This is a genomic window from Rhodococcus sp. MSC1_016, from assembly GCF_023667485.2.
Lineage (GTDB): Bacteria > Actinomycetota > Actinomycetes > Mycobacteriales > Mycobacteriaceae > Rhodococcus_F > Rhodococcus_F oxybenzonivorans.
In genome coordinates this window covers 1,752,401-1,775,835 of sequence record NZ_JAMOZI020000001.1, presented here as the reverse complement: position 1 = coordinate 1,775,835, position 23,435 = coordinate 1,752,401, and the positions used below count along the sequence as shown (strand labels likewise).

Here is a 23,435-nt window from a genome sequence, read left to right as displayed (position 1 = left end):
GACTGTCAGCCGTTGGCCAGGAGCTTGGCCGCTGCGTCCAGTCCCTCTGTGGTTCCGACGGTAACCAGAAGATCGCCTGACGTGAGCATGAAATCCGGCTTCGGCGACGGGTACACCTCGCCCGCCCGCATCACCGCGACGATCGAGACCCCGGTGCGGGTACGCATCGCCGTGTCCCCGAGCGGACGCCCGTCGAACCGGGAATCTTCCTTGATGTAGAGCTGCTTGGTGCGGATTCCGGGGAGGTCGCGGTGCTCCTCTTCCAATTGGGCCACCAGTTGCGGCGCACCCAGCAGATTGCTGAGGACCGCCGCCTCCTCGGTACTCAACGGCAGGGACGCGGCGCACGCGTCGGGGTCGTCCTGTTTCGACACGATCAGGTCTGTGCGACCGTCACGATGGCTGACGACACCGATACGACGGCCGGAGGCGAGTACGAAGTCTTTGCGTACGCCGATTCCGGGTAGAGGCGTCACTTCTACGTTCATGCCTCCACGGTAGTCCCGCGGGGCGACACGGCGGTGTCGGGCGCGCGAGAGGGTGTTCGGCGACCGGCGCGGCCTTTCGGTTCCGTCACATCAGAGCGGGAAACCGGCCGTCGGAGCCGGGACGGTAGTCCTCGACCGAGGTGACCGCAGCCAACGGCAGTGGCCCGTAGAGGTGGGGAAAGAGCATCGAGGACGGGTCGGTCGGCACACCGGGCTCCCAGAGCACCGGCGAGCCGAGAGCGGCCGGATCGAGCCACAGAATCACCAGATCCGAGCGCCCCGCGAAGAGCCGGTTGGCCGGCAGGTGCACCTGCGCCGGCGTCGACAGATGAATGAATCCGTCGGTGCCGAACGACTCCGGTACCCGTCGGCCGCTTCCGAGCGCCTCATTCCACTCGTCGCGGCTACAGATGTGCACGAGCGGCCGTTCCGAATTCACTCGGCGAGAATAGCGTTCCGACGCGGGAGGGCGAATCAGCTGTCAGCGAACTCATACCGCGAAGTCTGTTCATATTCGCCCTCGTCACGGGGTGTAGCGCAGGTTTCCGAGCTGTTTCGTGTGTGATGCAACACTGAGAAACGCCTACGGGAACAACGCGTAAACCGCAAACGTCTGACAGAGTAGATCCACCGCGCCACCCCGACGCGGCGGACCAAGGCCCCAGGCACTCGGCACCAGTCGAAAGCCAGTACGGAGGAGTCATGCCCGGAACACTGACCAGCCCCCCGTTGACCGCAGCCGACCGGTGCGACCGGTGCGGTGCGGGAGCCCGCGTTCGCGCGGTACTTCCGACCGGAGGAGAGTTGCTCTTCTGCGGTCACCACGCCAACGAGCACGCAGACCGTCTTCGCGAGATGAACGCCACGATCGTGTCCGAAGCCGAAGCTGCAATCTGATACGTCAGCCCGGGTGACCCGTCCCAGGCTCACCTCTTCAGACCGAGAGACCGGCGAGTGCCTGCACTCGCCGGTCTCTTCTGTGTCACCCACATTTGCACGAGCTACCACTGGCGCAGGGTGGCGATCCGATCGGTCAGCTGCTCGACGGTGGCAATGGCCGTCGGCGGTCCACCACAGACGCGGCGCAGTTCCCCGTGGATGGTGCCGTGCGGCTTGCCGGTCCTGTGGTGGTGCATTGCGACGAGACTGTTCAACTCGCGCCGGAGCTGGGCGAGCTGCCCCGCTGCTGCCACCCGCTCGGCGACCTGCGGGACCGGTGGCGGAACGACGGGCGGGGCCTCCGGCTTGCTGATCTGCTCCTGCTGGCGTTGACGAAGTAGCGCACGCATCTGCTCGGCGTCGAGCAGCCCCGGCAATCCCAGGTAATCCGCCTCCTCGTCCGACCCGGAGAAGGTCGCCGTCCCGAAGGACGAACCGTCGTAGATCACCTGATCGAGTTCCGCGTCGGCGCCGATCGAGGTGAACGCCTTCTCGTCCTCCCCGAGCTCGTCCTTCTGCTTGTTCGCGTCGGCGAGGAGGTCGTCGTCGAACCCTTCCTTCTCCCGATGCGGCTTACCCAGTACGTGATCTCGCTGCGCCTCGAGCTGGCTGGCAAGGTCGAGGAGAACCGGCACCGACGGAAGGAAGACGCTGGCGGTCTCACCCTTGCGCCGCGACCGCACGAACCGTCCGATCGCCTGCGCGAAATAAAGCGGGGTTGACGCACTGGTGGCGTAGACGCCGACGGCCAAGCGGGGAACGTCGACACCCTCGGACACCATGCGGACGGCGACCATCCATTTTTGGGTGCTTGCGCCGAATTCCGCGATCCGTTTGGAGGCCGTCGGGTCGTCCGAGAGCACGACGACCGGTTCTTCGCCGGTCACGGCCGTCAACGTCTGGGCATACGCGCGCGCAACCGTCTGATCGGTGGCGATGACGAGTCCGCCCGCGTCGGGCATGCCACCCGCACGTAGCTGTCCGAGCCGGGTGTCGGCGGCGTGCAGCACAGCCGGAATCCAGTCACCCGCAGGGTCGAGCGCGGTCCGCCAGGCACGCGCAGTCTGTTCCGCGCTGAGGGGCTCGCCCAGTCGAGCCGAGAATTCCTCGCCCGCGTTGTTCCGCCACCGGGCCTCACCGGAATATGCGAGGAACACCACCGGCCGGACGACTCCGTCGGCGAGCGCATCGGAATATCCATACGAGTGATCGGCCTTCGACCGGAGAAGCCCCTCACGGTCGGGTTCGTACGTGACGAAGGGAATCGCGCTGTCGTCGCTTCGAAAGGGCGTTCCGGTCAGCGCAAGGCGGCGCGTGGCATCACCGAACGCCTCACGGATCGCATCTCCCCAGCTCTTCGCGTCACCGCCGTGATGGATCTCGTCGAGAATCACCAGCGTGCGCCGGCTCTCGGTGCGCACCCGGTGCTTGAACGGGTGGGAAGCCACCTGCGCGTAGGTGACCACCACACCCTGGTAATCACTCGAGGTCTGCCCGGTCGAGTTGGAGAAGTACGAGTCCAGGGCGATCCCGTTACGGGTTGCCGACTCGGCCCACTGATGTTTGAGGTGTTCGGTGGGCGCGACCACCGTCACCTGGTCGACCGTGCGGTCTCGCAGCAGTTCCGACGCCACCCGTAGCGCGAACGTCGTCTTACCGGCACCCGGTGTTGCGACAGCGAGGAAATCGCGCGGACCGGTGGACAGGTATTTGGCCAGGGCACGACGCTGCCAAGCGCGCAGGGACCCCGCCGCCGGTCGAGCTGGTTCGGTCTGAGCGAGATATGCCTCGGTGCCCACTATCTGCGCCGCCCCGGGACCTACGGTCTCAGCACTCACTGGCGGCCCTCCGCTGACATGGCACTGTTTGCTGCACTCCTCATGTGTCCGTCCGACGTGTTCCGGTCCAGCCCCGCGGGTGCTGTCCGTCAAGGAGCCTAGCGCCCGAGTCCGACTCGAACCGCATTCGCGGCGCCCGGCAGCGGCAGATTCTTTGCGACACGAGGAAGGCAGCGGTGGGCAACCGGGCGTGTCGTCAGGGATGCTGGAGGAATCATGAGCGAAACGCGCGCGAAGGCGTCGGACAGGGGCGCCGCCCGACACCGAGCGCGGTGGCATCCGCTACGCCGGACGCTGAGCGTGATCACGCACACAGCGAGCCAGGCGTGGGACGACTCGATCTTCGCCAAGGCGGCGACCGCGGCGTTCTGGCAGACGCTCTCGCTGCCCCCGCTCCTGCTGGGACTGCTCGGGATGCTCGGTTACGTGGGTGGATGGTTCGGGCCGGACACTGTCGACATCATCCAGTCCAAGATCATCACCTTCAGTGGAACCGTATTCAGCGACAGTGTGGTCGAGGAGATCATCCGCCCCACCGTCGGCGACGTGCTGCGTCAAGGTCGCCCGGAGATCGTCTCCCTGAGTTTCCTGCTGTCGCTGTGGGCCGGGTCGTCCGCGATCTCGACGTTCGTGGACTCGATCGTGGAGGCACACGGGCAGCAGGAGGCACGCCACCCCGTCTGGCAGCGGGTGTTCGCGTTGTTGCTCTACGTTGCTTTTCTCGTCCTCGCGGTGTTCACCCTGCCGCTGGTGGCGCTGGGACCTACCCTGGTCGGCCAGGTCCTGCCCGAGGCGTGGCGCACCATCGGAACGGAAATCGTGGACACGTTCTACTACCCGGGTGTCGGATTGCTCATGATCATCGGCCTGACCACCCTGTACAAGGTGGCGCTGCCGAAGTCGCTGCCCTGGCACCGCCTGCTCGGCGGCGCACTCGTGGCGGGAGTCTTCTTCCTGGGTGCCAGCACGGGCCTGCGGCGGTACCTGAGCTGGGCGACCGGTACCGGATACACGTACGGGGCGCTCGCCGCCCCGATCGCGTTCTTGCTCTTCACGTTCTTCCTCGGTTTCGCCGTGGTTCTGGGCGCCGAGTTCAACGCAACGATTCAGGAGTTCTGGCCGGCCCGCGCGACTCGCATCGATCAGATGCGGGACTGGATCGCCGCCCAAGCCGATAGCCCCTCGGCGGGTCCGGTGACCAACCTCACCCGCCGCATCGCCACGGGACCGATCAACATCATCGGCGACCGCAAACGGCCAGCCGGAAGACATGAGGCCTCCGACGGGGACGCCACACGGGACCGTCCCCGAGACGGCAGCCCGGAAGACGGCAGCCCTGAGAGCGCCGGCCCGGAAGACGGGGTCCTACGGGACAAAACCCCCGCGTCCCCCGGTCTGCGTGAACCGTCGACGCCTCAGTCGCCCTTGCGCAACCCCTCGTAGATCTTCTTGCAATCGGGGCAGACGGGTGATCCCGGCTTCGCGGACTTGGTGACCGGGAAGACCTCACCGCACAGCGCGACGACGTGCGTGCCCATCACAGCGCTCTCGGCGATCTTGTTCTTCTTCACGTAATGGAAAAACTTCGGGGTGTCGTCATCGGTCGACTCGTCAGTGGTGACGTCGGGCCGTTCCTTTGTTTGAGTGCTCACCCCTCAATAATGCCGCAACGGCCCGAGGATCCCACCCCCACGACCCACCGTGTGCATTTGCTCCCCGACAGTGGAACAGTGGAGGCATGGCCCGAAGTGCAGGGTTCGGCGCATCAGGCGAAGCCGGCTCACCGAACAACCCGGTTCTCATCACCGAAGCGGCGCGATCCATCGAGGATCAGCACCGCGCGCGTGTCCGCAAGTACCTGATCATCATGTCGTTCCGCTTCCCCGCACTCATTTTCTCGGCGGCGGCCTACGGCATCTGGGGCAACGCCTGGATCTCCATGGCGATCATCGGTCTGTCCATCCCGTTGCCGTGGATCGCAGTCCTCATCGCGAACGACCGGCCCCCGCGCACCAAGGACGAACCGAGTCGGTACGACCATCGAGACACGACCGCTCTGCCTGCCCCGCCGCACCGAACGATCGAAGGCTGACACCGGAGCGCGACCTGCAACAATGCACCGGTGAACCGCAACATGCTGCTGTCGATCTGCGCTCCCCTGCGAGAAGCTCTCCTTCGCAACCGGTATGACACCGACACCCTGCTCGACACACTGGGTCCGGACATCCATGCCGCACTGGGCCGCAACGAGCCCGTCCCGGTCCGGCGGGCAAGCGCGAGCTGCGGTGAACTCGGAACACTGATCCGGTTGTTCCTGCTGGGCGACGACTGCCCGACCGCCGAGGTCGCGGCAGCACTCCACCCGCTGACCGTCGAGACGGCGGTCGACGCGGGTCTCCTCGAGAGCGATGCCGGTGTCGTCCGCGCGGCACTGGACCTCCGGCCCATCGATACCGGCTCCGGGAATCGGTGGGTGCTCTCGGACCTCGACGGGTCGATGCGCCCCCGCGAGACTACGGTCGATCACGTCATCGGGGTGGGCCACGCGTCTCTGTCCTTGTTGCAGGCCACCCCGGGTGCGCCCGTCAGATCTCTCCTCGACGTGGGAACGGGGTGTGGCGTCCAGGCCCTGCACGGAACGACCTATGCGCAGTCGGTCACCGCGACCGACCTGAACGTCAGGGCGGTGGATCTGGCAGCCGTCACGATGGCCCTCAACGAAGAGGAGGTCGAACTGCTGACCGGGTCGTGGTTCGAGCCGGTGGAGGGCCGCACTTTCGACCAGGTCGTCGCGAATCCGCCGTTCGTCGTCAGCCGAGCGACAGTGGGCCACACGTATCGCGACTCCGGCCTCGACCTCGACGGTGCGAGCCAACTGATGATCTCCCGGTCCCCCGACTACCTGGCTCCCGGCGGCACCGCGACGCTCCTCGCGTCCTGGGTCCACGTCGCGGGAGAGGACTGGCGGAGCCGGGTGGCGTCATGGTTGCCCGCACACGGCATCGACGCGTGGGTGGTCCAGCGGGACGTGGCCGACCCCGCCCTCTACGTGGGCACCTGGATGCGCGACGGTGGACTGGACACCAAGGATCCCTCCACCGCCGCGACGGCCGAGCAGTGGCTCGATCACCTCGAGAGCGCCGATGTCGAGGGAGTCGGATTCGGGTTCGTCTACCTGCGTCGGACCGACGCGCCCAGTGACCTCCTGGCCGAGGATCTCACGCACGGTTTCGACGATCCGCTGGGGGCGGAGGCGCTCGCCTACTTCGACCGGGTGGCGTGGTTACGGGAGAACGACGTGCTCACGGCCCGCTTCCACGTGCAGGAGAGCACAGCGCTCGAGCGGGTCTTCCTCCCCGGTGAGGAGGGGTGGACTCAGGTGGTCGCACGACTGCATCGCGGGAACGGTCCCGCATGGCAGCACGAGATCGACGACCTGGTCGCCTCCCTCGTCGCGGGAATGCGGAGCGACGGTCTCGTTCTGGGAGAACTGATCGATCTCCTGGCTGCCGCGCACGACATGGTTGCCACCGACCTCGCCGAGTCGGCGATACCGCTCGTGCACTCTCTCGTGCGGCACGGTTTGGTGCTGCCGGTGTAGCCGCTGGGGTTCCGTGCGGTTCCCCTTATACGTGTTCTCAGCAACTTCTCAGGACCGAACGCACGAAATCGCAGGTCAGAGCCCTCCTACCGAAAAGTGTCCGGGAACTTTCCGTGCCCGTCGGAGCGTTGATCCCTATGAGACACCACCGATGAGGAGGCAAGTCATGACAAGCCCCAGCACCACTACTCGCATTCGCCCCAGCGCCGCCGATCTGGACGCCCAGAGCCCGGCTGCCGACCTGGTCCGCGTCTACTTGAACGGGATCGGCCGCACCGCTCTGCTGACGGCCGCAGACGAGGTGGAGCTGTCCAAGCGAATCGAGGCTGGGCTGTACGCCGCGCATGTTCTCGAGACCGGCAAGCGACTGTCCCCCGCGAAGAAGCGAGACCTTGCGACGATCGTCCGCGACGGACAGTCGGCCAGGTCGCATCTGCTCGAGGCGAACCTTCGCCTCGTCGTGTCGCTGGCCAAGCGCTACACGGGCCGCGGTATGCCCTTGCTCGACCTCATCCAGGAAGGCAACCTGGGCTTGATCCGGGCGATGGAGAAGTTCGACTATTCCAAGGGTTTCAAGTTCTCGACGTATGCCACGTGGTGGATCCGTCAGGCCATCACCCGGGGCATGGCCGATCAGAGCCGCACCATCCGGCTGCCAGTGCACCTCGTCGAGCAGGTGAACAAACTCGCCCGCATCAAGCGTGAGCTGCACCAGCAACTCGGTCGTGAGGCCACCGACGACGAACTGGCGGAGGAGTCGGGCATTCCGGCCCACAAGATCGCGGATCTCCTCGACCACAGCCGCGACCCGGTAAGCCTGGATATGCCGGTCGGCAACGACGAAGAGGCTCCTCTGGGCGACTTCATCGAGGATTCGGAAGCCACGTCGGCGGAGAACGCGGTCATCGCCGGTCTTCTGCACAGCGACGTTCGCAGCGTTCTGGCCACTCTCGACGAACGCGAGCAGCAGGTGATCCGCCTGCGGTACGGACTCGACGACGGTCAGCCGCGCACCCTCGATCAGATCGGCAAGCTCTTCGGGCTCTCACGCGAGCGGGTCCGCCAGATCGAGCGTGAAGTGATGGGCAAGCTTCGTCAGGGTGATCGCGCGGAGCGGCTGCGTTCCTACGCCAGCTGATCCTTCACTCTGAACCGACTGATTTGTGTCTACCCGCTGCCGGTGCCGGTCTTCGAGACCGGCGCCGGCAGCGTCGCATCTAACGGAGCCTGCGTGGCCCCAGGTCGGCGAAACTCGGTTCCGGACCGATGCGCACCCGTGAGTCGGTGACCAGAGCGCCCTCGGCGGACGCGAGTACGGGTTCGCAGGCCAGTTCCCGTACCTCGGGGAGGTCGTCGGCGAGCGCGGAGATCCGCTGGACCAGATCGACGAGCGCCGACTTGTTCACCGGCACCGCACTCCGGTACCCCGACAGCAGCGGTGCAGCCTTCGGCGCATCGATCAGTTCGGTAGCCGCGTCTTCGGTAAGCGGCAGCACCCGGTACGCGCGGTCCCCGAGGAGGTCGGAAATCACGCCGGCGAGCCCGAACGAGATGAGTGAGCCGAACGACGGGTCGTCCTGCACGCCGACCACGCAGCCGATTCCCTTCGTCGCCATTCGCTGCACGTGAAGGAGGGGTTCACCGGACGCCGCGGCCAGGTCTCGGTAGGCCAACCGAACGGAGTCGGGGCCGACGAGGTCGAGCCGTACACCCCCGAGGTCGGGACGGTGGCGCCACTGCTCACCGGTCGCTTTCACCGCCACCGGGTAGCCGAGTTCGTCGGCCGCGGCAACAGCTTCTTCCTCGGTGGTGGCCGAGCGGAACTCCACCACCTCGACTCCGTAACACGCGAGTAGTTGCGCCGCCTCGTAATCGGACAGCCACCGCCCCGACGACGTGGACAGCCAGGTGTCCACCATCTCTTTCGCCTTCTCGGGGTCGATCCCCGCGGGTCGCACAACCTTGGATGCGGGTTTGCTCTTCCACGCGGCATACCGCCAGGCGCGCGCAAGCGCCAGCGCGGCCCGTTCCGGTCCCGGATAGGACGGAACCGAGCCACGGGTGGGATGCCCGTCCTCGCCCCGCACCGCGAGGACGTCCGGGACGCCCTCCGCTGCGAGGAACGTGGTCAGAACCGGCTTGTCGGCATCGCGGACAGCTTCCTTCAGCGCCTGGGCGAACGGCTCGACCGGTATGGCAACGGGCGGAACGAAGACCGCGATGACCGCGTCGACGTCGGCCGAGGACAGCGCCGTGCGCACGGCACTGGCGAACTCGTCCGGGCCGGCCTGCGGTCCGAGGTCGACCGGGTCGCCGACGTGCAGGCCCTCACTGCGCGCCGCGTCAGCTGCCAGCACCCCCAAGGCGGTGGAATTTCCGACCACAGCGAGCCGCGGCCCCGCAGGCAGCGGTTGATATCCGAACAGGAGGGCGCAGTCGAACAACTGGGAAATCGACCCCACCTGCACGACACCGGCCTGCTCGAACAGTGCCCGCACGATCGAGTCGTCCATTTCGACGCCCGTGGCCGCCAGGGCCGGGGGAACCGCGTGCCGGCCACTCTTCACCGCGACGATCGGCTTGTTGCGGGCGACGCGGCGAGCGATGCGCGAAAACTTCCGTGGGTTGCCGAAACTTTCGAGGTAGAGCAGGACCACCTCGGTAGCAGGATCGGAATCCCAATACTGCAGGAGATCGTTACCCGAGACGTCGGCCCGGTTGCCGGCCGAGACGAACGCAGACAAGCCGATTCGACTGCGGGCGGCCTCGTCGAGGATGGCGATTCCGAGCGCACCGGACTGGCAGAAGAATCCGACGTTGCCAGGGCTCGGGAGCACGGGCGCCAGCGTGGCGTTGAGGGACACCGCGGTGTCGTTGTTGGCCACTCCGAGTGCGTTGGGCCCGATGAGTCGCATCCCGTGCGCCCGCGCCGCGTGCACGAGACGCCTCTCGGACTGCTTTCCGTCGAGCCCGGTTTCGCTGAATCCGGACGAGACCACGACGAGCGCTTTGACGCCTTTGTCGAGGCAGTCGTCCAGAACCGCGCTGATCGACTCGGCAGGGACGGCGACCACGCCGAGATCCACCTCGTCGGGAATGTCGCGGACGGTCGGGTAGGCCCGCACACCCTGGACGGAACGATGCTCGGCATTGACCGGGTACACAGGGCCGGTGAACCCGGCCCGCAGCAGATTGGTGAGCACGGCGTGCCCGACCTTGGCACTGTCGGTGGAGGCACCGATCACTGCAACCGACCGCGGACTGAGCACGTTCCGCATACTGCGCGCCTCGGCCGCCCGCTCCCGGGAATTACGCACCGAGACCATGGCTTCGGTGGGGTCGATCGCGAACTCGAGTTTGAGCACTCCGCCCTCGTAGCTGCGACTGACCTGATAGCCCGCTTCGCGGAACACCGTGACCATGTTGCGGTTCTCCGCGAGGACCTCGGCGACGAACATGGTCAGCCCGTTTTCTGCTGCTGCCCCGGCGAGATGCTCGAGGAGGATCGGCCCGAGTCCCCGCCCCTGGTGCGCGTCGGCGACGACGAATGCCACTTCCGCCGACTTGCCGTCCCCCTCACCGACGAGCCGTTCGTACCGCCCGACGGCGATGATCTCGTCGCCGAGCACCACCACGAACGCCACCCGATTCTTGTGGTCTACGGTGGTGAAGTGCACGATGTCGCGTTGGGACATGGTGGGGTACGGGCCGAAATAGCGTAGGTAGCGGGTACGTTCGGACAACTTCGCGTGAAACGCGACGAGCTTCTCGGCGTCCTCCGGCACGATCGGCCGCAGCGCCACCGCGCCGCCGTCCGCTGCCAGCACATCGACCACCCAGTGATGCGGGTAGTCGTGCGCAGAATCGGGAGCGCCGTCCGTCGATTCAGTCACGAGGATCCTCCGGGTCGAGGCCGAGTAGCGGGAAGCAGGCCCGGCGGGTGGCGATGACTGCGGAGTCGATGCGGGTCAGCGCGCGGTCGACCGAAGCGTTTCCTGTTTCGGGTGTGCCTCCCGGTCCATCCCAGGGCAGGTAGGCGACCTCGCCACCGTCACCCATCGTCTCGGGTAGGTCGACACTGGGTGCGAGCGCGGACGCTTGCTCGCGCCACACCTCGGGTACTGCGGTGCCCGTGTCGATCTCGCGGTCCAGGGCCGCGGCGATGAGGTGTGTCCACGACCGCGGAACTACCCGCACGAGCCCGTAGCCGCCGCCGCCCACAGCCAGCCAGCGACCCTCCGAGTACCGATCCGCAAGGTCACGCATCGCGAGGAACGCTGCACGCTGGCCGTCGACCGTCAGTGACAGGTCGGCGAGCGGATCCTCACGGTGGCTGTCGACGCCACATTGGCTGATCACGATCTGCGGGCGGAACGCCGCGATCGCCCCGGGAACGATGGCGTGAAACCCTCTGAGCCACAGTGCATCCACCGTGCCCGGAAGAACCGGAAGGTTGATCGAGGTACCCTCCGCCGCCCCCTCGCCGACTTCGCTCGACCACCCGGTGTTGGGCCACAACGTCGCAGGATGCTGATGCAACGAAATGGTCAGTACACGTGGATCGCCGGCAAAAGCGTGCTGGACACCGTCCCCGTGGTGCGCGTCCACGTCGATGTAGGCGATGCGGTCGAACCCGTTGTCCAGCAACCAGGAAATGGCGATGGCGACATCGTTGTACACACAGAAGCCGGACGCCCAGCCGGGCATCGCGTGGTGCATTCCCCCGCCGATGCTCACAGCCCTGCGGGTGCGCCCCGATGCGATTTCCTTGGCCGCAGCGAGAGAGCCGCCGGCGAGGATGGCGCTCGCCTCGTGCATCTGCGGAAACACCGGATTGTCCTCGGTACCGAGCCCGTACGGCGCGTCCGCGCCGAGCACGCCCGACGCTTGCGAGTGCCCGGCCTGCTTGACCGCCTCGACGTATCCGGGGGTGTGGATGCGCAGCAGATCTGCGTCGGCGGCCGCGTCGGGGCGAACCAACTCCACACCCTCGAGCGTTCCCAGCGCACGCGCGAGCGACATGGTGAGCTCGAGCCGAGTGGGATTCATCGGGTGGTCCGCACTCCACCGGTAGCTGAGATAGTCCGGACTCCACACGACTACACGGTTCGATACCACTGCAGCCGAATCCTCTCCGGAACTGAACGACGCGGTCATGAACTCACGCTACTGGTCCTCCGCAGACCGTGCGAGCAGACCCCTCCCGGGGCTTGGGGAGCGTGCGAACAGACCCGCCCGGGGCCCGGCCGAGCGCGCTCCGGGAGGGAGCGCGCCGGTGAGGGCCGATGACCGGTAGAATCGGCAAGGACGAAGGGGTGTGAGTGTGAAGGATCTGGTCGACACCACGGAGATGTACCTCCGGACGATCTACGACTTGGAAGAAGAGGGCGTCGTCCCACTTCGAGCACGGATTGCCGAACGACTGGAGCAGAGCGGCCCGACGGTAAGCCAGACCGTCGCCCGGATGGAACGCGACGGCCTTCTCCTGGTCGCCGGTGACCGCCATCTGGAACTGACGGAGAAGGGGCGCGAACTTGCGGTGTCGGTCATGCGCAAGCACCGACTGGCGGAGCGCCTTCTGGTCGACATCATCGGCCTGAAGTGGGAAGAGGTCCATGCCGAGGCGTGCCGCTGGGAGCACGTCATGAGCGAAGAGGTCGAACGGCGGCTCGTGGAGGTGCTCAACAACCCCACCACGTCGCCGTACGGAAATCCGATTCCCGGACTCGCCCTGCTCGGCCTCGAACGCCCGGTGGACGCGCCGGAGACACTCATCCGTCTCACGGACGTTCCTCCCGGTAAGCCGACAGCTGTGGTCGTGCGGCGCCTCGCCGAGCACGTTCAGTCGGATCCCGATGTCATCGGTCAACTGCGTGAGGCAGGCGTGGTTCCGGACGCCCGCGTGACGGTCGAGACGAAACCGGGATCGGTGACGATCACCGTGCCCGGTCACAGCGGGTTCGACCTTTCCGAAGAGATGGCGCACGCCGTCCAGGTGAAGGTCCAGGGATAGTCGATGAAACTTCTCGTCACCGGCGGCGCCGGTTATGTCGGCAGTGTGTGCAGCACCGTGTTGCTCGAGCGGGGACACGAGGTCGTCATCATCGACGACCTGTCCACGGGCAATGCCGACGCGGTGCCGCTCGGTGCCGAGTTCATCGAAGGTGATGTCGCCGACGTCGCCGTGGATGTCCTCGGGACCAGCGGAACTCCCCGGTTCGACGGTGTGCTGCACTTCGCGGCGCAGTCGCTCGTCGGAGAGTCCGTGGAGTACCCGGAGAAGTATTGGCGCGGCAACGTCGTCACCACTCTCGAACTCCTCGAAGCCATGCGACATTCGGGAACGCGGCGGCTCGTCTTCTCCTCGACGGCCGCCACGTACGGTGAGCCGGAGCATTCGCCGATCACCGAAGCGGATCCGACCCGTCCCACGAATCCGTACGGAGCCACCAAACTCGCCATCGACCATGCCATCACGTCCTACGCAGTGGCACATTCGTTCGCCGCGACGAGCCTGCGCTATTTCAACGTGGCGGGCGCGTACAAGTCGGTTGGCGAAAACCGGGTCGTGGAAACGCATTTGATCCCTCTTGTGCTTCAGGTCGCGCTCGGCCAACGCGAGAAGATTTCGATGTTCGGAACCGACTGGCCCACGCCCGACGGGACGGCGGTGCGCGACTACATTCACGTTCTGGATCTGGCCGAGGCGCATCTGCTCGCGCTCGAGTCGTCCATCGAAGGCCGTCACAGAATCTACAACCTCGGCAGCGGTGCGGGATTCAGTGTCCGCGAGGTGATCTCGGCATGTGCCCGGGTCACCGGACTGCCCATCCCGGTGGAGGACGCGCCGCGCCGAGCCGGCGACCCAGCGATTCTCGTCGCGTCCAGTGACCGCGCCATCGCGGAACTCGGATGGCGGCCGGAACACACCGATCTCGATGAGATCGTCGCCGACGCGTGGTCCTATCTGCAACAACTCGGCGACAGGTCCCACGCGGCGCGGCGATGATGCTGTTCTCAGGTGTCGATCGGCGGCGGCAGGGTGACGCCGATCTTCCGCGCTGAGTCGTAGCCGAGACCGGCCAGTTCGCGAACCGCGGCCGGCCGAAGTCCCGACTGCAAGGCGTTGTCCAGGAGCGCGGCCAATGCATGATCGGGATCGGATTCCAGTGCCGCGCAGAAGGCAACACCGGCCAGTGGTCCGTCGCCGCGTACGTACGCGCTGTACCCGAGAAGGGCTGCTGCGGTGGCCCGTTCGGGATCGGGAAGATGACGTGCCAGCAGAATCCACAGCTGTTCGGCGTCGTCGGCATATGCGCTGACGGCGAGTGCGAGAAGACTGTCGCGAACCACCAGATTGTCCAGTGCCAGGGCCAGCTCGACATACTCGTGCGCGGCCACTCCCTGCCCCGAATGCAACCGTGCGATGTGGGCCAGCACGAATTCCAATTCGCGACGATCACCTAGTCTGTCGGTGCGTCCCGCGAATTGGCCTCTCGGCGCGGCGGATTCGCGAACATCGTCGAGGAGTTCGGCGATGCGGACCCGCTCGCCGGCCCGACCTGCCTCTACGGTCGCTTCCAGATCCTCACGGGACGACCGGATCGCCCGGCCACTGACGACCTGCGCCACGGCGACATGAGAGGCCGCCGGATCCGATTGCACACCGTATCGTCCCCCACCCAGCAGTCCGAACCACCGGTTGCCGGCGCCGATGTCGGCGGTCACGAAGACATCGAGCAATTCGGTGGACGTCCGATCCAGGAGGTCCTCGAATTCCGACACGATACTTGCCACTTCGGCCCGTGACGTGTCCGTAGGATCCGCGAATCGGTCGTCGACGAGGACGACCAGCACGCCCGTGGCCTGTTCACGCTCGCATACCACAGCGAATTGGTCCACGGCCGCGTACATGGGTGCAGTCGGCGTATCACCGCCTCCGAGCACGAGATCGTGCCTCATCACGGCCCCGACCGTCGAATCATCCGTCAAACACACGGCCACAATGGACCGTTCCGGACGGAATCCGAGGAGCGCGGGGATCGCGGCGAGGAGATCACCGGGATCGCACAGGCGGAGTTGCTCGGGTGGCAAGAAGTGTCGGCCGGTGGGGTCGGAACCGGACCTGTGTGGAAACGCGGACGTCGTCATGCACTTGACTCTGAACGCGCACCGGAGCCCCTGAATTCACCGACCAGCGACAATGGGTCGGGCTGTGGATGAGCGGCAGGTTGTGGACAAACGGGCAGCCGAGCCGGGCGAATGCGCTGTGGATCCGCGCAGGGTGTCAGAGCCGTGTGCTATCTGCCGCGCTCAGCCTGACCGAACCTTCTGCACCGCTTTCGTGAACACGTCGTCGAGCGCCGAGGTGTCCGCCGTGGCGTGTCCGAAGGACATGAACGTTGCCGACACACGGACATCTCCTACCTGCGCGATCAACGTGAGCATCGACTGCGTGACCTTGTCGCCGTCACTGCCGGATCGAACCGTGCGGCGCAGGGCCAGCGTGTCGTCCGCTCGAATCGGCGGGGCAGGCATGATGTCGGTGGCGACCGTCGATTCGGCACCGCTGGCCGCTACGGTCATCTCACCGCATTTCGCCGTCTGCTGCTCGAGTTCGTCGAGCGGTGTGTCTGTCTTGGCGAGCTCCACCGTGATCGTCGACCGGCTCGCGTTGTCGGTGCCCACGGCCATCACCGTTCCGGTCGGCCCGTAGTCCTGGGTCGGCGGAGCACACTCCGACGGATCGACGACGGCGTCCTGGGGAACACCCGTGAGATCCGGTGCTGCCATCGACACAGCGTGCGGCGGCAGCACGATCGCCTGATATTGGGACGGGAAGTCGGACGGCTCCAACAACAGTGCCGACAAACCCTTGCCGGAGGGCACCCCGGCCGCGATGCTGCTGGAGGGTTGAGCCACACCCGGGACCTCGGACGCGCACGACGCGAGCGTCCCGGCTACCGCGGCAAGCACAGCGACAGGAACGAGGACCGCGCTTCGACTCGTCGTACGCCGCGAACTCACCGTCGACCTCCCGTACCGCTGCTGGCGGCTCGTCAACCGAGCCCTTTCCGCCACTCTGCCAGAAGCCCGCAGTGCCCTCGGGGAGGCAGAGCGTTCAACCTCGCGCAGCCATGGGCCCGCGGATTCGGCACCTCGGTATTCGCGTCCACGCCTTTTTCCGAGAGGAGCTGCCTTTGTCCTGGGCGTATCGTGAAAAGATGAAGACCAAATCGGTTCAATACGAGCTCGCCCGGCGATTGGCCGAGCGGGATCAACTGAACGTCGACATCCTCGAACTCGAGGGTCGGCTCGCACGAGCACAGCGCCGACTTCACGAGTTGTCCACCGAAATCGCTTCGCTGGGGCACGTCGAACACTGAGTGCCGCCCATCCGCCCAGGAGCGCGGATGCCGATCGCGGCGACCTGCCCACACCACGCTGGGCATGGGATCTCGCTGTGGGCGAACACGGAAACGGGGTACACGGGAATTATCCGTTGCCTTCGAGGCGTTCCCCCGAAGCAGACCTCCGCGAAGAATGTCCGACGTATCGATGCCGGAGACGATAGGGGACACTGGAGGTCACGCACGAAGGAGATGAGGTCTGTGATGGACGAACAGTCGAAGATGTACGAGCTCGAGTTTCCCGCACCGCAGCTGTCCTCCGCGGACGGGCAGGGACCGGTGCTGATCCACGGACTCGAAGGTTTCTCCGACGCGGGCCACGCCGTCAAACTCGCCACGACGCACCTCCGGGAGAGCCTCGAGAGCGAATTGGTCGCCTCCTTCGCGGTGGACGAACTGGTCGACTATCGCTCACGTCGCCCGACCATGACTTTCAAGTCCGACCACTTCTCGGACTACGACCAGCCGGAACTGAATCTGTATGCCCTCAAGGACACCGCAGGGACCCCCTTCCTTCTGCTGGCCGGAATGGAGCCCGACCTGCGGTGGGAACGCTTCACCACGGCGGTGCGCCTGCTGGCGGAACAACTCGGTGTCCGGCGCACGGTAGGTATCAATGCGATCCCGATGGCGATTCCGCATACTCGGCCGCTGGGAGTGACTGCTCATTCGACCAACAAGGAATTGATCAAGGACCACCAGCGCTGGGCCGGCGAACTTCAGGTACCCGGCAGCGCGTCGTCGTTGATCGAGTTACGGATGGCGCAGCACGGTCACGAATCGATCGGGTTTTCCGTTCACGTTCCGCACTACCTTGCGCAGACCGACTACCCGGGGGCGGCGGAAACCCTCCTGGAGAATGTTAGTGAGGTCACAGATCTTCAGCTGCCCCTCAACGCGCTCGGCGAGGCAGCCGCACGGGTGAAGGAACAGGTCGACGAGCACATCGCGGGTAACGAAGAGGTCCAAACCGTGGTTCATGCCCTCGAGCGTCAGTACGATGCCTACGTAACGGCTCAGGAGCAGCAGTCGAGCCTCCTGGCCAGCGAGGAAGACCTTCCGAGCGGGGACGAATTGGGGGCCGAATTCGAGCGTTTCCTTGCCGAGCAAGCGCAGCAGGACGGCCATGGAGAGCGCTCCGATGGCGATTCAGGAACAGCGGGCGGGGCCTGACGAGGGGACGGCTGTGCAGCCGCCACCTGGTGGCTGTGCGACCGCCCTGATCAGTTGTTCACCGGACGCCCGTGCAATAGCGTCGAACCGAAGCGGATGATTGAGAGGTCAACATTCGGGAAGTTCACCTAGTTCAGGAGGCGACATGAGCGACACTCGCATTCGTAAGCTCAGGCCTGTTCCCGACGCCGAGACCCGCATGATGTTTCGCACCATCCACGGATACCGTCGCGCGTTCCGCATGGCCGGTGAGGGCCCAGCCCTCCTACTGATCCATGGAATCGGGGACAACTCCTCCACCTGGACCGAGATCATCCCGCATCTGGCCCGCAACTACACAGTCATCGCACCGGACCTTCTCGGTCACGGACGCTCCGACAAGCCCCGCGCCGACTACTCCGTGGCGGCCTACGCCAACGGCATGCGCGATTTGCTCTCGACCCTCGGCATCGACAACGTCACCGTCATCGGGCACTCACTCGGTGGCGGAGTAGCCATGCAGTTCGCCTACCAGTTCCCGCAGATGGTCGACCGATTGGTCCTGGTCTCTGCCGGCGGCGTCACCAAGGACGTCCATCCCCTGCTCCGCCTCGCTTCGGTCCCGATCCTGAACGAGGCACTCAAACTGCTGCGCATTCCCGGGGCAATGCCGACGGTCCGGCTGCTCGGCAATGCGATCGGCCAGCTCAACGGAACCAGGCTCCGCCCCGGCGCGATCCTGCACGACACCCCGGACCTCGTCCGCGTACTCGCCGAGCTCTACGACCCCACGGCGTACGAGGCATACCTACGCACGCTGCGCGCGGTCGTCGACTGGCGCGGTCAGGTGGTTACCATGCTCGACCGGTGTTACCTGACCGAGAACCTCCCGGTGCAACTCATCTGGGGCGACCAGGATGCGGTCATCCCGGTCGCTCACGCCCACCTCGCTCATGCCGCCATGCCGGGTTCACACCTCGAGATCTTCCGTGGTGCCGGTCACTTCCCGTTCCGGGACGACCCGATGCGCTTTCTGCGCACCATCGAGAAGTTCCTCGCCGGCACTCGTCCGCTGGCATTCGACGAGGCCAGATGGCGGCAGATGTTGATTTCCGGTGTCGGCGAGGGAACGATCACCGGCAGTGCGTCCACCCGAATGGCTGTTCTCGACGCCATGGGTTCCGACGAACGCAGCGCGACATAGGCGCGAGAGCGGCGCACTGCTGTACGGCTAGCCTGTAGCAGTGCTTCTTCCCGACCTTCTCCCCGAAGACGCGGATCCTGATTCCGTTTTCGACGCCTTCACCTCATGGACCGAAGATCGAGGTCTGCGGCTCTATCCCGCCCAAGAAGAGTCGATCATGGAGCTCGTCTCCGGCGCGAACGTGATCCTGGCCACGCCCACCGGATCCGGCAAGTCGATGGTCGCGGTCGGTGCGCACTTCTTCGCCATGGCCACCGGCAAGCGCACCTTCTACACCGCCCCCATCAAGGCCCTGGTGAGCGAGAAGTTCTTCGCGCTCTGTGAGGTGTTCGGCGCGGAGAATGTCGGAATGATGACCGGTGACGCCGCCGTCAACTCCCGGGCGCCCATCATCTGCGCGACTGCAGAAATCGTCGCGAATCTCGCGCTACGTGAGGGACCCGACTCCGACATCGGGCAAGTCGTGATGGACGAGTTCCATTTCTATTCCGAGCCGGATCGTGGCTGGGCGTGGCAGGTGCCCCTCATCGAACTGCCCCACGCCCAGTTCCTGTTGATGTCGGCCACCTTGGGTGAGGTCGACTTCTTCTCCACCGACCTCACGAGGCGCACGGGCAGGCCCACCACCGTCGTCGCCGGTACCGAGCGACCCGTCCCGCTGATGTTCTCGTATGCGACCACCCCGGTGAGCGAGACCATCGAAGAACTGGTGACCACCAATCAGGCTCCGGTATACGTCGTGCACTTCACCCAGGCCGCGGCGCTCGAACGTGCCCAAGCGCTGACCAGTGTGAACTTCTGCTCCCGCGCCGAAAAAGATGCCATCGCCGAGGCACTCGGCGGCTTCCGATTCACCACCGGCTTCGGCAAGACCCTCTCCCGCCTCGTGCGGCACGGTATCGGTGTGCACCATGCGGGGATGCTGCCCAAGTACCGCAGGCTGATCGAGAAGCTGGCCCAGGACGGACTGCTCAAAGTGATCTGTGGCACCGACACACTGGGGGTGGGCATCAACGTGCCCATCCGCACCGTGCTCCTCACCGGCCTGACCAAGTTCGACGGCAGCCGCACGCGTCACCTGCGTGCGCGCGAATTCCATCAGATCGCGGGACGTGCCGGCCGCGCCGGGTACGACACCCTCGGCACCGTCGTGGTCCAGGCCCCCGAGCACGAGGTCGAGAACCTGCGGGCACTGGCCAAAGCCGGCGACGACCCGAAGAAACGTAGGAAGGTCCAGCGTAAGAAGGCGCCGGACGGATTCGTCTCGTGGAGCGAGGCCACGTTCGACCGCCTCGTCGCAGCCTCCCCCGAGCCGTTGATCTCACGGTTCTCTGTGTCGAACTCCATGCTGCTCAATGTCATCGCGCGACCCGGCAATTGTTTCGCCTCGATGCGGCATCTCCTCGAGGACAACCACGAGTCGCGGCCCGCGCAGCGTAAGCACATCTTGAAGGCACTGTCGCTGTATCGCGGGTTGATCGACGCCGGCATCGTGCAGCGGCTGGACGAACCTGATGCCGATGGGCGGATGGCCCGCCTCACGATGGAACTGCAACGGGACTTCGCTCTCAACCAACCGTTGTCGACATTCGCGCTCGCGGCGCTGGAACTACTCGACGCGGAGTCGGAATCCTATGCGCTCGACGTTGTCTCGGTCATCGAGTCGACCCTCGACGACCCGCGGCAGGTACTCATGGCGCAGCAGCATGCCGCCCGCGGCGAGGCTGTGGCGCAGATGAAGGCGGACGGAATCGAGTACGACGAGCGCATGGAACTCCTCGAGGAGGTCACGTGGCCGAAGCCGTTGTCCGATGTACTGTTCCCGGCGTTCGAGATGTATCGCGGTGGGCATCCGTGGATTTCGGAGTTTGCGCTGTCACCCAAGTCGGTGGTCCGCGACATGGTCGAGCGGGCAATGACCTTCGCCGAGCTCGTCAGCCACTACGGACTGGCACGGTCCGAGGGACTGGTCCTGCGCTACCTCGCCGACGCCTATCGCGCCTTGCGGCAGACGGTTCCGACGGAAGCTCGGACGGAAGAACTCGACGATCTCATCGAGTGGCTGGGTGAACTCATCCGCCAGGTGGATTCCAGCCTGCTCGACGAGTGGGAATCACTTACCGATCCGGGCGCGGAAGGTGACGTTCAGCAGGTCGCGTTCGGCGCCGACGTCCCACGACCCATTTCTGCCAACGAACGTGCCTTCCGGGTGATGGTGCGCAATGCGATGTTCCGGCGCATCGAGCTGGCGTCACGGCGACGGTGGTCCGAGCTCGAGGCGCTCGGCGACGGCATCGACGCGTACGAGTGGGAAGAACAGCTCCTTCCCTACTTCGACGAGTACTCCACCGTGGGCACCGGCCCCTCCGCGCGTGGACCCCAGCTTTTCCAGGTGGAGGTGGCCCCCGAGTTCTGGCGCGTGCGTCAGGTCCTCGAGGACCCGCAGGGCGATCACGGCTGGGCCTTGACCGCCGTCGTCGATCTCCCCGAGTCCGATGCCGCCGGAGAAGTGGTGTTCGACGAACTCAGCATCGTCGAGGGCTAGCGGTTCACGAACGTCGTTTCCGGGGCTGATCGCGTCGTGCCGCCTTCTTCTCCTTGATACGCACGGCCTCCTGCCGAACCTCGGCCTGGGTGGCGCGCTCCTGTTGCAACCACTCCGGCCGATCCGCCATGAGGCTGTCGATCTCCTCGGTGGTGAGGGCCTCGGTGACCCCGCCACGCGCCAGGCCCGCGATGGAGACCCCCAGCTTCGCCGCGACCACGGAACGCGGGTGCGGGCCGTTGCGCCGCAGTTCGAGCAACCACTCGGGCGGATCGGACTGCAGCGCGGTGAGCTCGTCGCGGGACACGACACCCTCCTGGAACTCGGCAGGTGTGGCTTCGAGGTACACACCCAGCTTCTTCGCCGCGGTTGCCGGCTTCATCGTCTGAGTGCTCTTGTGCGACGTCATGGTGCCAAGAGTAACGAGGATGCGCAGTGGTTCCGACCACGGCCGGTAGCCTGACGGAGTGACAGACGCGGTAGTGCCCCCTTCGTTCCGCCTTGCGTACGTCGCGGGGGTGACACCCACCAAGTGGATCCGGATCTGGAACGAGCGGATGCCCGACGTACCCCTCACCCTCATTGCGCTGTCCGCGGCCGACGCGCCGGCAGCTCTGCGAGACGGCGAGGTGGACGCCGGGCTCGTCCGGGTGCCGATCGACGGGGAAGGCCTCAGCGCCATCCCCCTCTATGCCGAGACCCCCGTGGTCGTCATCCCCCGAGAGCATGTGGTGGCAGCGGTGGACGAGATCGCCGTGGAGGACCTTGCGGACGACGTCGTGCTGCATCCCCTCGACGACATTCTCGAATGGGCAGAATTGCCCGGAGTACCGGCGAAGGAGCGTCCGGCCACGACGGCGGATGCGATCGAGCTGGTGGCGGCCGGAGTGGGCCTCGTCGTCGTACCGCAGTCGCTGGCCCGGCTTCATCACCGTAAGGATCTGACGTTCCGGCCGGTGACCGACGGCCCCGAGTCGCGGATTGCACTGTCGTGGCCCGAGGATCGGAAAACGGAACTGGTCGAGGAGTTCATCGGAATCGTGCGCGGGCGCACGGTCAACAGTTCGCGAGGGCGTCCACCGGCCGAGCCGGTGAAGAAGAAACGTCCGGAACCCGGCGCTACGCGGCAGCAGCGGGCAGCCGGGAACAAGAATGCCCGTGGAGGTTCGGGGAAGCGCGGTGGCAGCCGCGGGAAACCTCGCCGCCGGTCGTGAGTTCGCGGCGCGGGCTCAGTCCCGAGCGGTGAGCCGCCGCCTGCGGCTCAGGCCCGAGCGGTGAGCCGCCGCCGGCGGCTCAGTGCGAAGTAGTGACCGGGGCCGAGTTCGTGAGCAGGGCCGCCAGCTGCCCGTAATCTTCGGCGCGCGCACTCGACGAGCGGAAGACGAGTCCGATCGTCCGGCCCGGAGCCGGGGCGGCAAAGCGTGCGGTGGCCAAGGGGCCGCGCCCGATCTCTACCCGCACGGCACACTCGGGGACCAGCGTCACGCCGAGCCCGCCTGCAACGCACTGGACCACTGTCGACAGCGACGTCGCGCGGGTGTCGCCCGCCATGGGCTGGACCTCCGCCGATCTGCAGAGGTCGAGGGTCTGGTCCCGCAAACAGTGACCTTCGTCGAGGAGCAGGAGCGGCAACGCACCCAGCACCGAGGGCGAGATACCCGTATGTCCGGCCAGCTCATGCCCTTCGGGCACGACCATCACGAAGTCTTCTGTGTACAGCGGTATTTCGGTGAGCCCGGCCGCGCCGCTGGGCAGTGCCATCACCGCGACGTCGAGCGAGCCGGTGCGCAGTGATTCGAGAAGGCGCGCAGTCTGATCCTCGATCACCTGTGGTTCCAGAGCGGGCATGTCCTGCCGGAGGGCCGGCAGCAATGCGGGCAACACGTACGGAGCCACAGTGGGGATCAGTCCGATCCGCAGCGGTCCGGTGAGCCGCTCCCCCACGCCCGCCGCCGTCGCGACGAAACCATCGGTGGCTTCGAGGATGACCTTCGCCTGGCCGAGCAGTCTCTCACCGGCTGTGGTCACGAGGACGCGGCGAGTACTTCGCTCGATCAGCTGTACGCCGAGGCCGCTTTCGAGGGCGGCGAGGGACTGGGAGAGTGTGGGTTGGCTCACACTCAAACGTGTAGCCGCAGTGCCGAAATGGCGGTGTTCGGCCACCGCGACGAACGCACGCAGCTGCGACAGTGTGGGTTGATAACTCTGATCAGCCATGCCTATCAGTGTAGAGACATCTATCGGCTTTACCTTTCAGC

Annotated in this window: 22 protein-coding genes; 12 read left to right on the top strand and 10 right to left on the bottom strand. The window is 66.0% G+C overall.

What is annotated here, in order from left to right; all coding sequences use genetic code 11:
* Positions 1-5: 5 nt before the first annotated feature.
* Together L1080_RS08285 and L1080_RS08280 are read right to left on the bottom strand one after the other, a co-directional pair.
* Positions 6-488 (bottom strand): cation:proton antiporter regulatory subunit, encoded by a 483-nt coding sequence (locus tag L1080_RS08285; protein WP_109330669.1) that lies wholly within the window; start codon positions 486-488, stop codon positions 6-8.
* A gap of 85 nt (positions 489-573) precedes the next feature.
* Positions 574-927, bottom strand: a complete 354-nt coding sequence (locus L1080_RS08280; protein ID WP_250763741.1) for a DUF952 domain-containing protein — start codon at positions 925-927, stop codon at positions 574-576.
* Positions 928-1,190: 263 nt separating this feature from the next.
* On the opposite strand from L1080_RS08280, the gene L1080_RS08275 reads away from it, so the two are divergent.
* Entirely contained in the window at positions 1,191-1,385 is a 195-nt protein-coding gene (locus L1080_RS08275) for a DUF7455 domain-containing protein (protein ID WP_005240831.1), read from the top strand.
* 104 nt (positions 1,386-1,489) lie between these two features.
* Here the strand turns inward: L1080_RS08275 and L1080_RS08270 are convergent, their stop codons facing one another.
* Positions 1,490-3,265: a DEAD/DEAH box helicase gene (locus L1080_RS08270; protein WP_374432495.1), complete on the bottom strand. Its 1,776-nt coding sequence runs from the start codon at positions 3,263-3,265 to the stop codon at positions 1,490-1,492.
* Positions 3,266-3,481: 216 nt separating this feature from the next.
* Between L1080_RS08270 and L1080_RS08265 the strand changes: the two genes are divergently transcribed.
* Positions 3,482-4,708 carry a YihY/virulence factor BrkB family protein gene (locus L1080_RS08265; RefSeq protein WP_250763747.1) on the top strand — a complete coding sequence of 409 codons (1,227 nt, stop codon included), beginning with the start codon at positions 3,482-3,484 and terminating at the stop codon, positions 4,706-4,708.
* Here L1080_RS08265 and L1080_RS08260 read toward each other — a convergent pair.
* Positions 4,681-4,917 carry a DUF3039 domain-containing protein gene (locus tag L1080_RS08260; RefSeq protein ID WP_005240826.1) on the bottom strand — a complete coding sequence of 79 codons (237 nt, stop codon included), beginning with the start codon at positions 4,915-4,917 and terminating at the stop codon, positions 4,681-4,683. The genes L1080_RS08265 and L1080_RS08260 overlap by 28 nt on opposite strands.
* Before the next feature lie 86 nt (positions 4,918-5,003).
* Here L1080_RS08260 and L1080_RS08255 point away from each other — a divergent pair, with 86 nt between their 5' ends.
* From L1080_RS08255 to L1080_RS08245, 3 genes are all read left to right on the top strand, one after another.
* On the top strand, positions 5,004-5,357 hold the full coding sequence (locus L1080_RS08255) for a DUF3099 domain-containing protein (RefSeq protein ID WP_109330675.1): 354 nt from the start codon (positions 5,004-5,006) through the stop codon (positions 5,355-5,357).
* Between the two features lie 30 nt (positions 5,358-5,387).
* Entirely contained in the window at positions 5,388-6,866 is a 1,479-nt protein-coding gene (locus L1080_RS08250; RefSeq protein ID WP_250763750.1) for a DUF7782 domain-containing protein, read from the top strand.
* Positions 6,867-7,032: 166 nt separating this feature from the next.
* Positions 7,033-8,004: a sigma-70 family RNA polymerase sigma factor gene (locus L1080_RS08245; RefSeq protein WP_250763752.1), complete on the top strand. Its 972-nt coding sequence runs from the start codon at positions 7,033-7,035 to the stop codon at positions 8,002-8,004.
* 79 nt (positions 8,005-8,083) lie between these two features.
* On the opposite strand, the gene L1080_RS08240 is transcribed toward L1080_RS08245, so the two are convergent.
* Together L1080_RS08240 and L1080_RS08235 are read right to left on the bottom strand one after the other, a co-directional pair.
* A complete protein-coding gene (locus L1080_RS08240) occupies positions 8,084-10,759 on the bottom strand; it encodes a bifunctional acetate--CoA ligase family protein/GNAT family N-acetyltransferase (protein WP_250763754.1) in 2,676 nt (891 codons plus the stop codon).
* Positions 10,752-12,023: an acetoin utilization protein AcuC gene (locus L1080_RS08235; protein ID WP_250763756.1), complete on the bottom strand. Its 1,272-nt coding sequence runs from the start codon at positions 12,021-12,023 to the stop codon at positions 10,752-10,754. Before L1080_RS08235 ends, L1080_RS08240 begins: the two co-directional genes overlap by 8 nt.
* 166 nt (positions 12,024-12,189) lie before the next feature.
* Here L1080_RS08235 and L1080_RS08230 point away from each other — a divergent pair, with 166 nt between their 5' ends.
* On the top strand, positions 12,190-12,879 hold the full coding sequence (locus L1080_RS08230; protein ID WP_109335161.1) for a metal-dependent transcriptional regulator: 690 nt from the start codon (positions 12,190-12,192) through the stop codon (positions 12,877-12,879).
* Between the two features lie 3 nt (positions 12,880-12,882).
* Complete coding sequence (galE, locus tag L1080_RS08225) at positions 12,883-13,875, top strand: UDP-glucose 4-epimerase GalE (protein WP_250763758.1); 993 nt, start codon at positions 12,883-12,885, stop codon at positions 13,873-13,875.
* A gap of 8 nt (positions 13,876-13,883) precedes the next feature.
* On the opposite strand, the gene L1080_RS08220 is transcribed toward galE, so the two are convergent.
* Both L1080_RS08220 and L1080_RS08215 read right to left on the bottom strand, forming a co-directional pair.
* Positions 13,884-15,017 carry a DUF4192 domain-containing protein gene (locus L1080_RS08220; RefSeq protein WP_250763761.1) on the bottom strand — a complete coding sequence of 378 codons (1,134 nt, stop codon included), beginning with the start codon at positions 15,015-15,017 and terminating at the stop codon, positions 13,884-13,886.
* A 162-nt stretch (positions 15,018-15,179) separates the two neighbouring features.
* A complete protein-coding gene (locus tag L1080_RS08215) occupies positions 15,180-15,893 on the bottom strand; it encodes a DUF5642 family protein (protein WP_250763764.1) in 714 nt (237 codons plus the stop codon).
* Positions 15,894-16,090: 197 nt separating this feature from the next.
* Between L1080_RS08215 and L1080_RS08210 the strand changes: the two genes are divergently transcribed.
* The 4 genes from L1080_RS08210 (at position 16,091) to L1080_RS08195 (ending at position 21,177) form a co-directional block, all read left to right on the top strand.
* A complete protein-coding gene (locus tag L1080_RS08210) occupies positions 16,091-16,252 on the top strand; it encodes a hypothetical protein (RefSeq protein ID WP_159926358.1) in 162 nt (53 codons plus the stop codon).
* A 228-nt stretch (positions 16,253-16,480) separates the two neighbouring features.
* The gene (locus L1080_RS08205; protein ID WP_250763766.1) at positions 16,481-17,449 is read left to right on the top strand and encodes a proteasome assembly chaperone family protein; all 969 of its coding nucleotides are present in this window, start codon (positions 16,481-16,483) and stop codon (positions 17,447-17,449) included.
* A 145-nt stretch (positions 17,450-17,594) separates the two neighbouring features.
* Positions 17,595-18,632 carry an alpha/beta fold hydrolase gene (locus L1080_RS08200; protein ID WP_109330693.1) on the top strand — a complete coding sequence of 346 codons (1,038 nt, stop codon included), beginning with the start codon at positions 17,595-17,597 and terminating at the stop codon, positions 18,630-18,632.
* 40 nt (positions 18,633-18,672) lie between these two features.
* The gene (locus L1080_RS08195) at positions 18,673-21,177 is read left to right on the top strand and encodes a DEAD/DEAH box helicase (RefSeq protein ID WP_213571758.1); all 2,505 of its coding nucleotides are present in this window, start codon (positions 18,673-18,675) and stop codon (positions 21,175-21,177) included.
* Positions 21,178-21,181: 4 nt separating this feature from the next.
* Here L1080_RS08195 and L1080_RS08190 read toward each other — a convergent pair whose 3' ends face one another.
* Positions 21,182-21,586, bottom strand: coding sequence for a DUF5997 family protein (locus tag L1080_RS08190; RefSeq protein WP_109330697.1), 405 nt, complete (start codon positions 21,584-21,586; stop codon positions 21,182-21,184).
* A 58-nt stretch (positions 21,587-21,644) separates the two neighbouring features.
* Here L1080_RS08190 and L1080_RS08185 point away from each other — a divergent pair, with 58 nt between their 5' ends.
* Positions 21,645-22,391 (top strand): LysR substrate-binding domain-containing protein, encoded by a 747-nt coding sequence (locus tag L1080_RS08185; RefSeq protein WP_250763768.1) that lies wholly within the window; start codon positions 21,645-21,647, stop codon positions 22,389-22,391.
* A gap of 79 nt (positions 22,392-22,470) precedes the next feature.
* Here L1080_RS08185 and L1080_RS08180 read toward each other — a convergent pair whose 3' ends face one another.
* Entirely contained in the window at positions 22,471-23,394 is a 924-nt protein-coding gene (locus L1080_RS08180; RefSeq protein WP_250763775.1) for a hydrogen peroxide-inducible genes activator, read from the bottom strand.
* Positions 23,395-23,435: the final 41 nt, after the last annotated feature.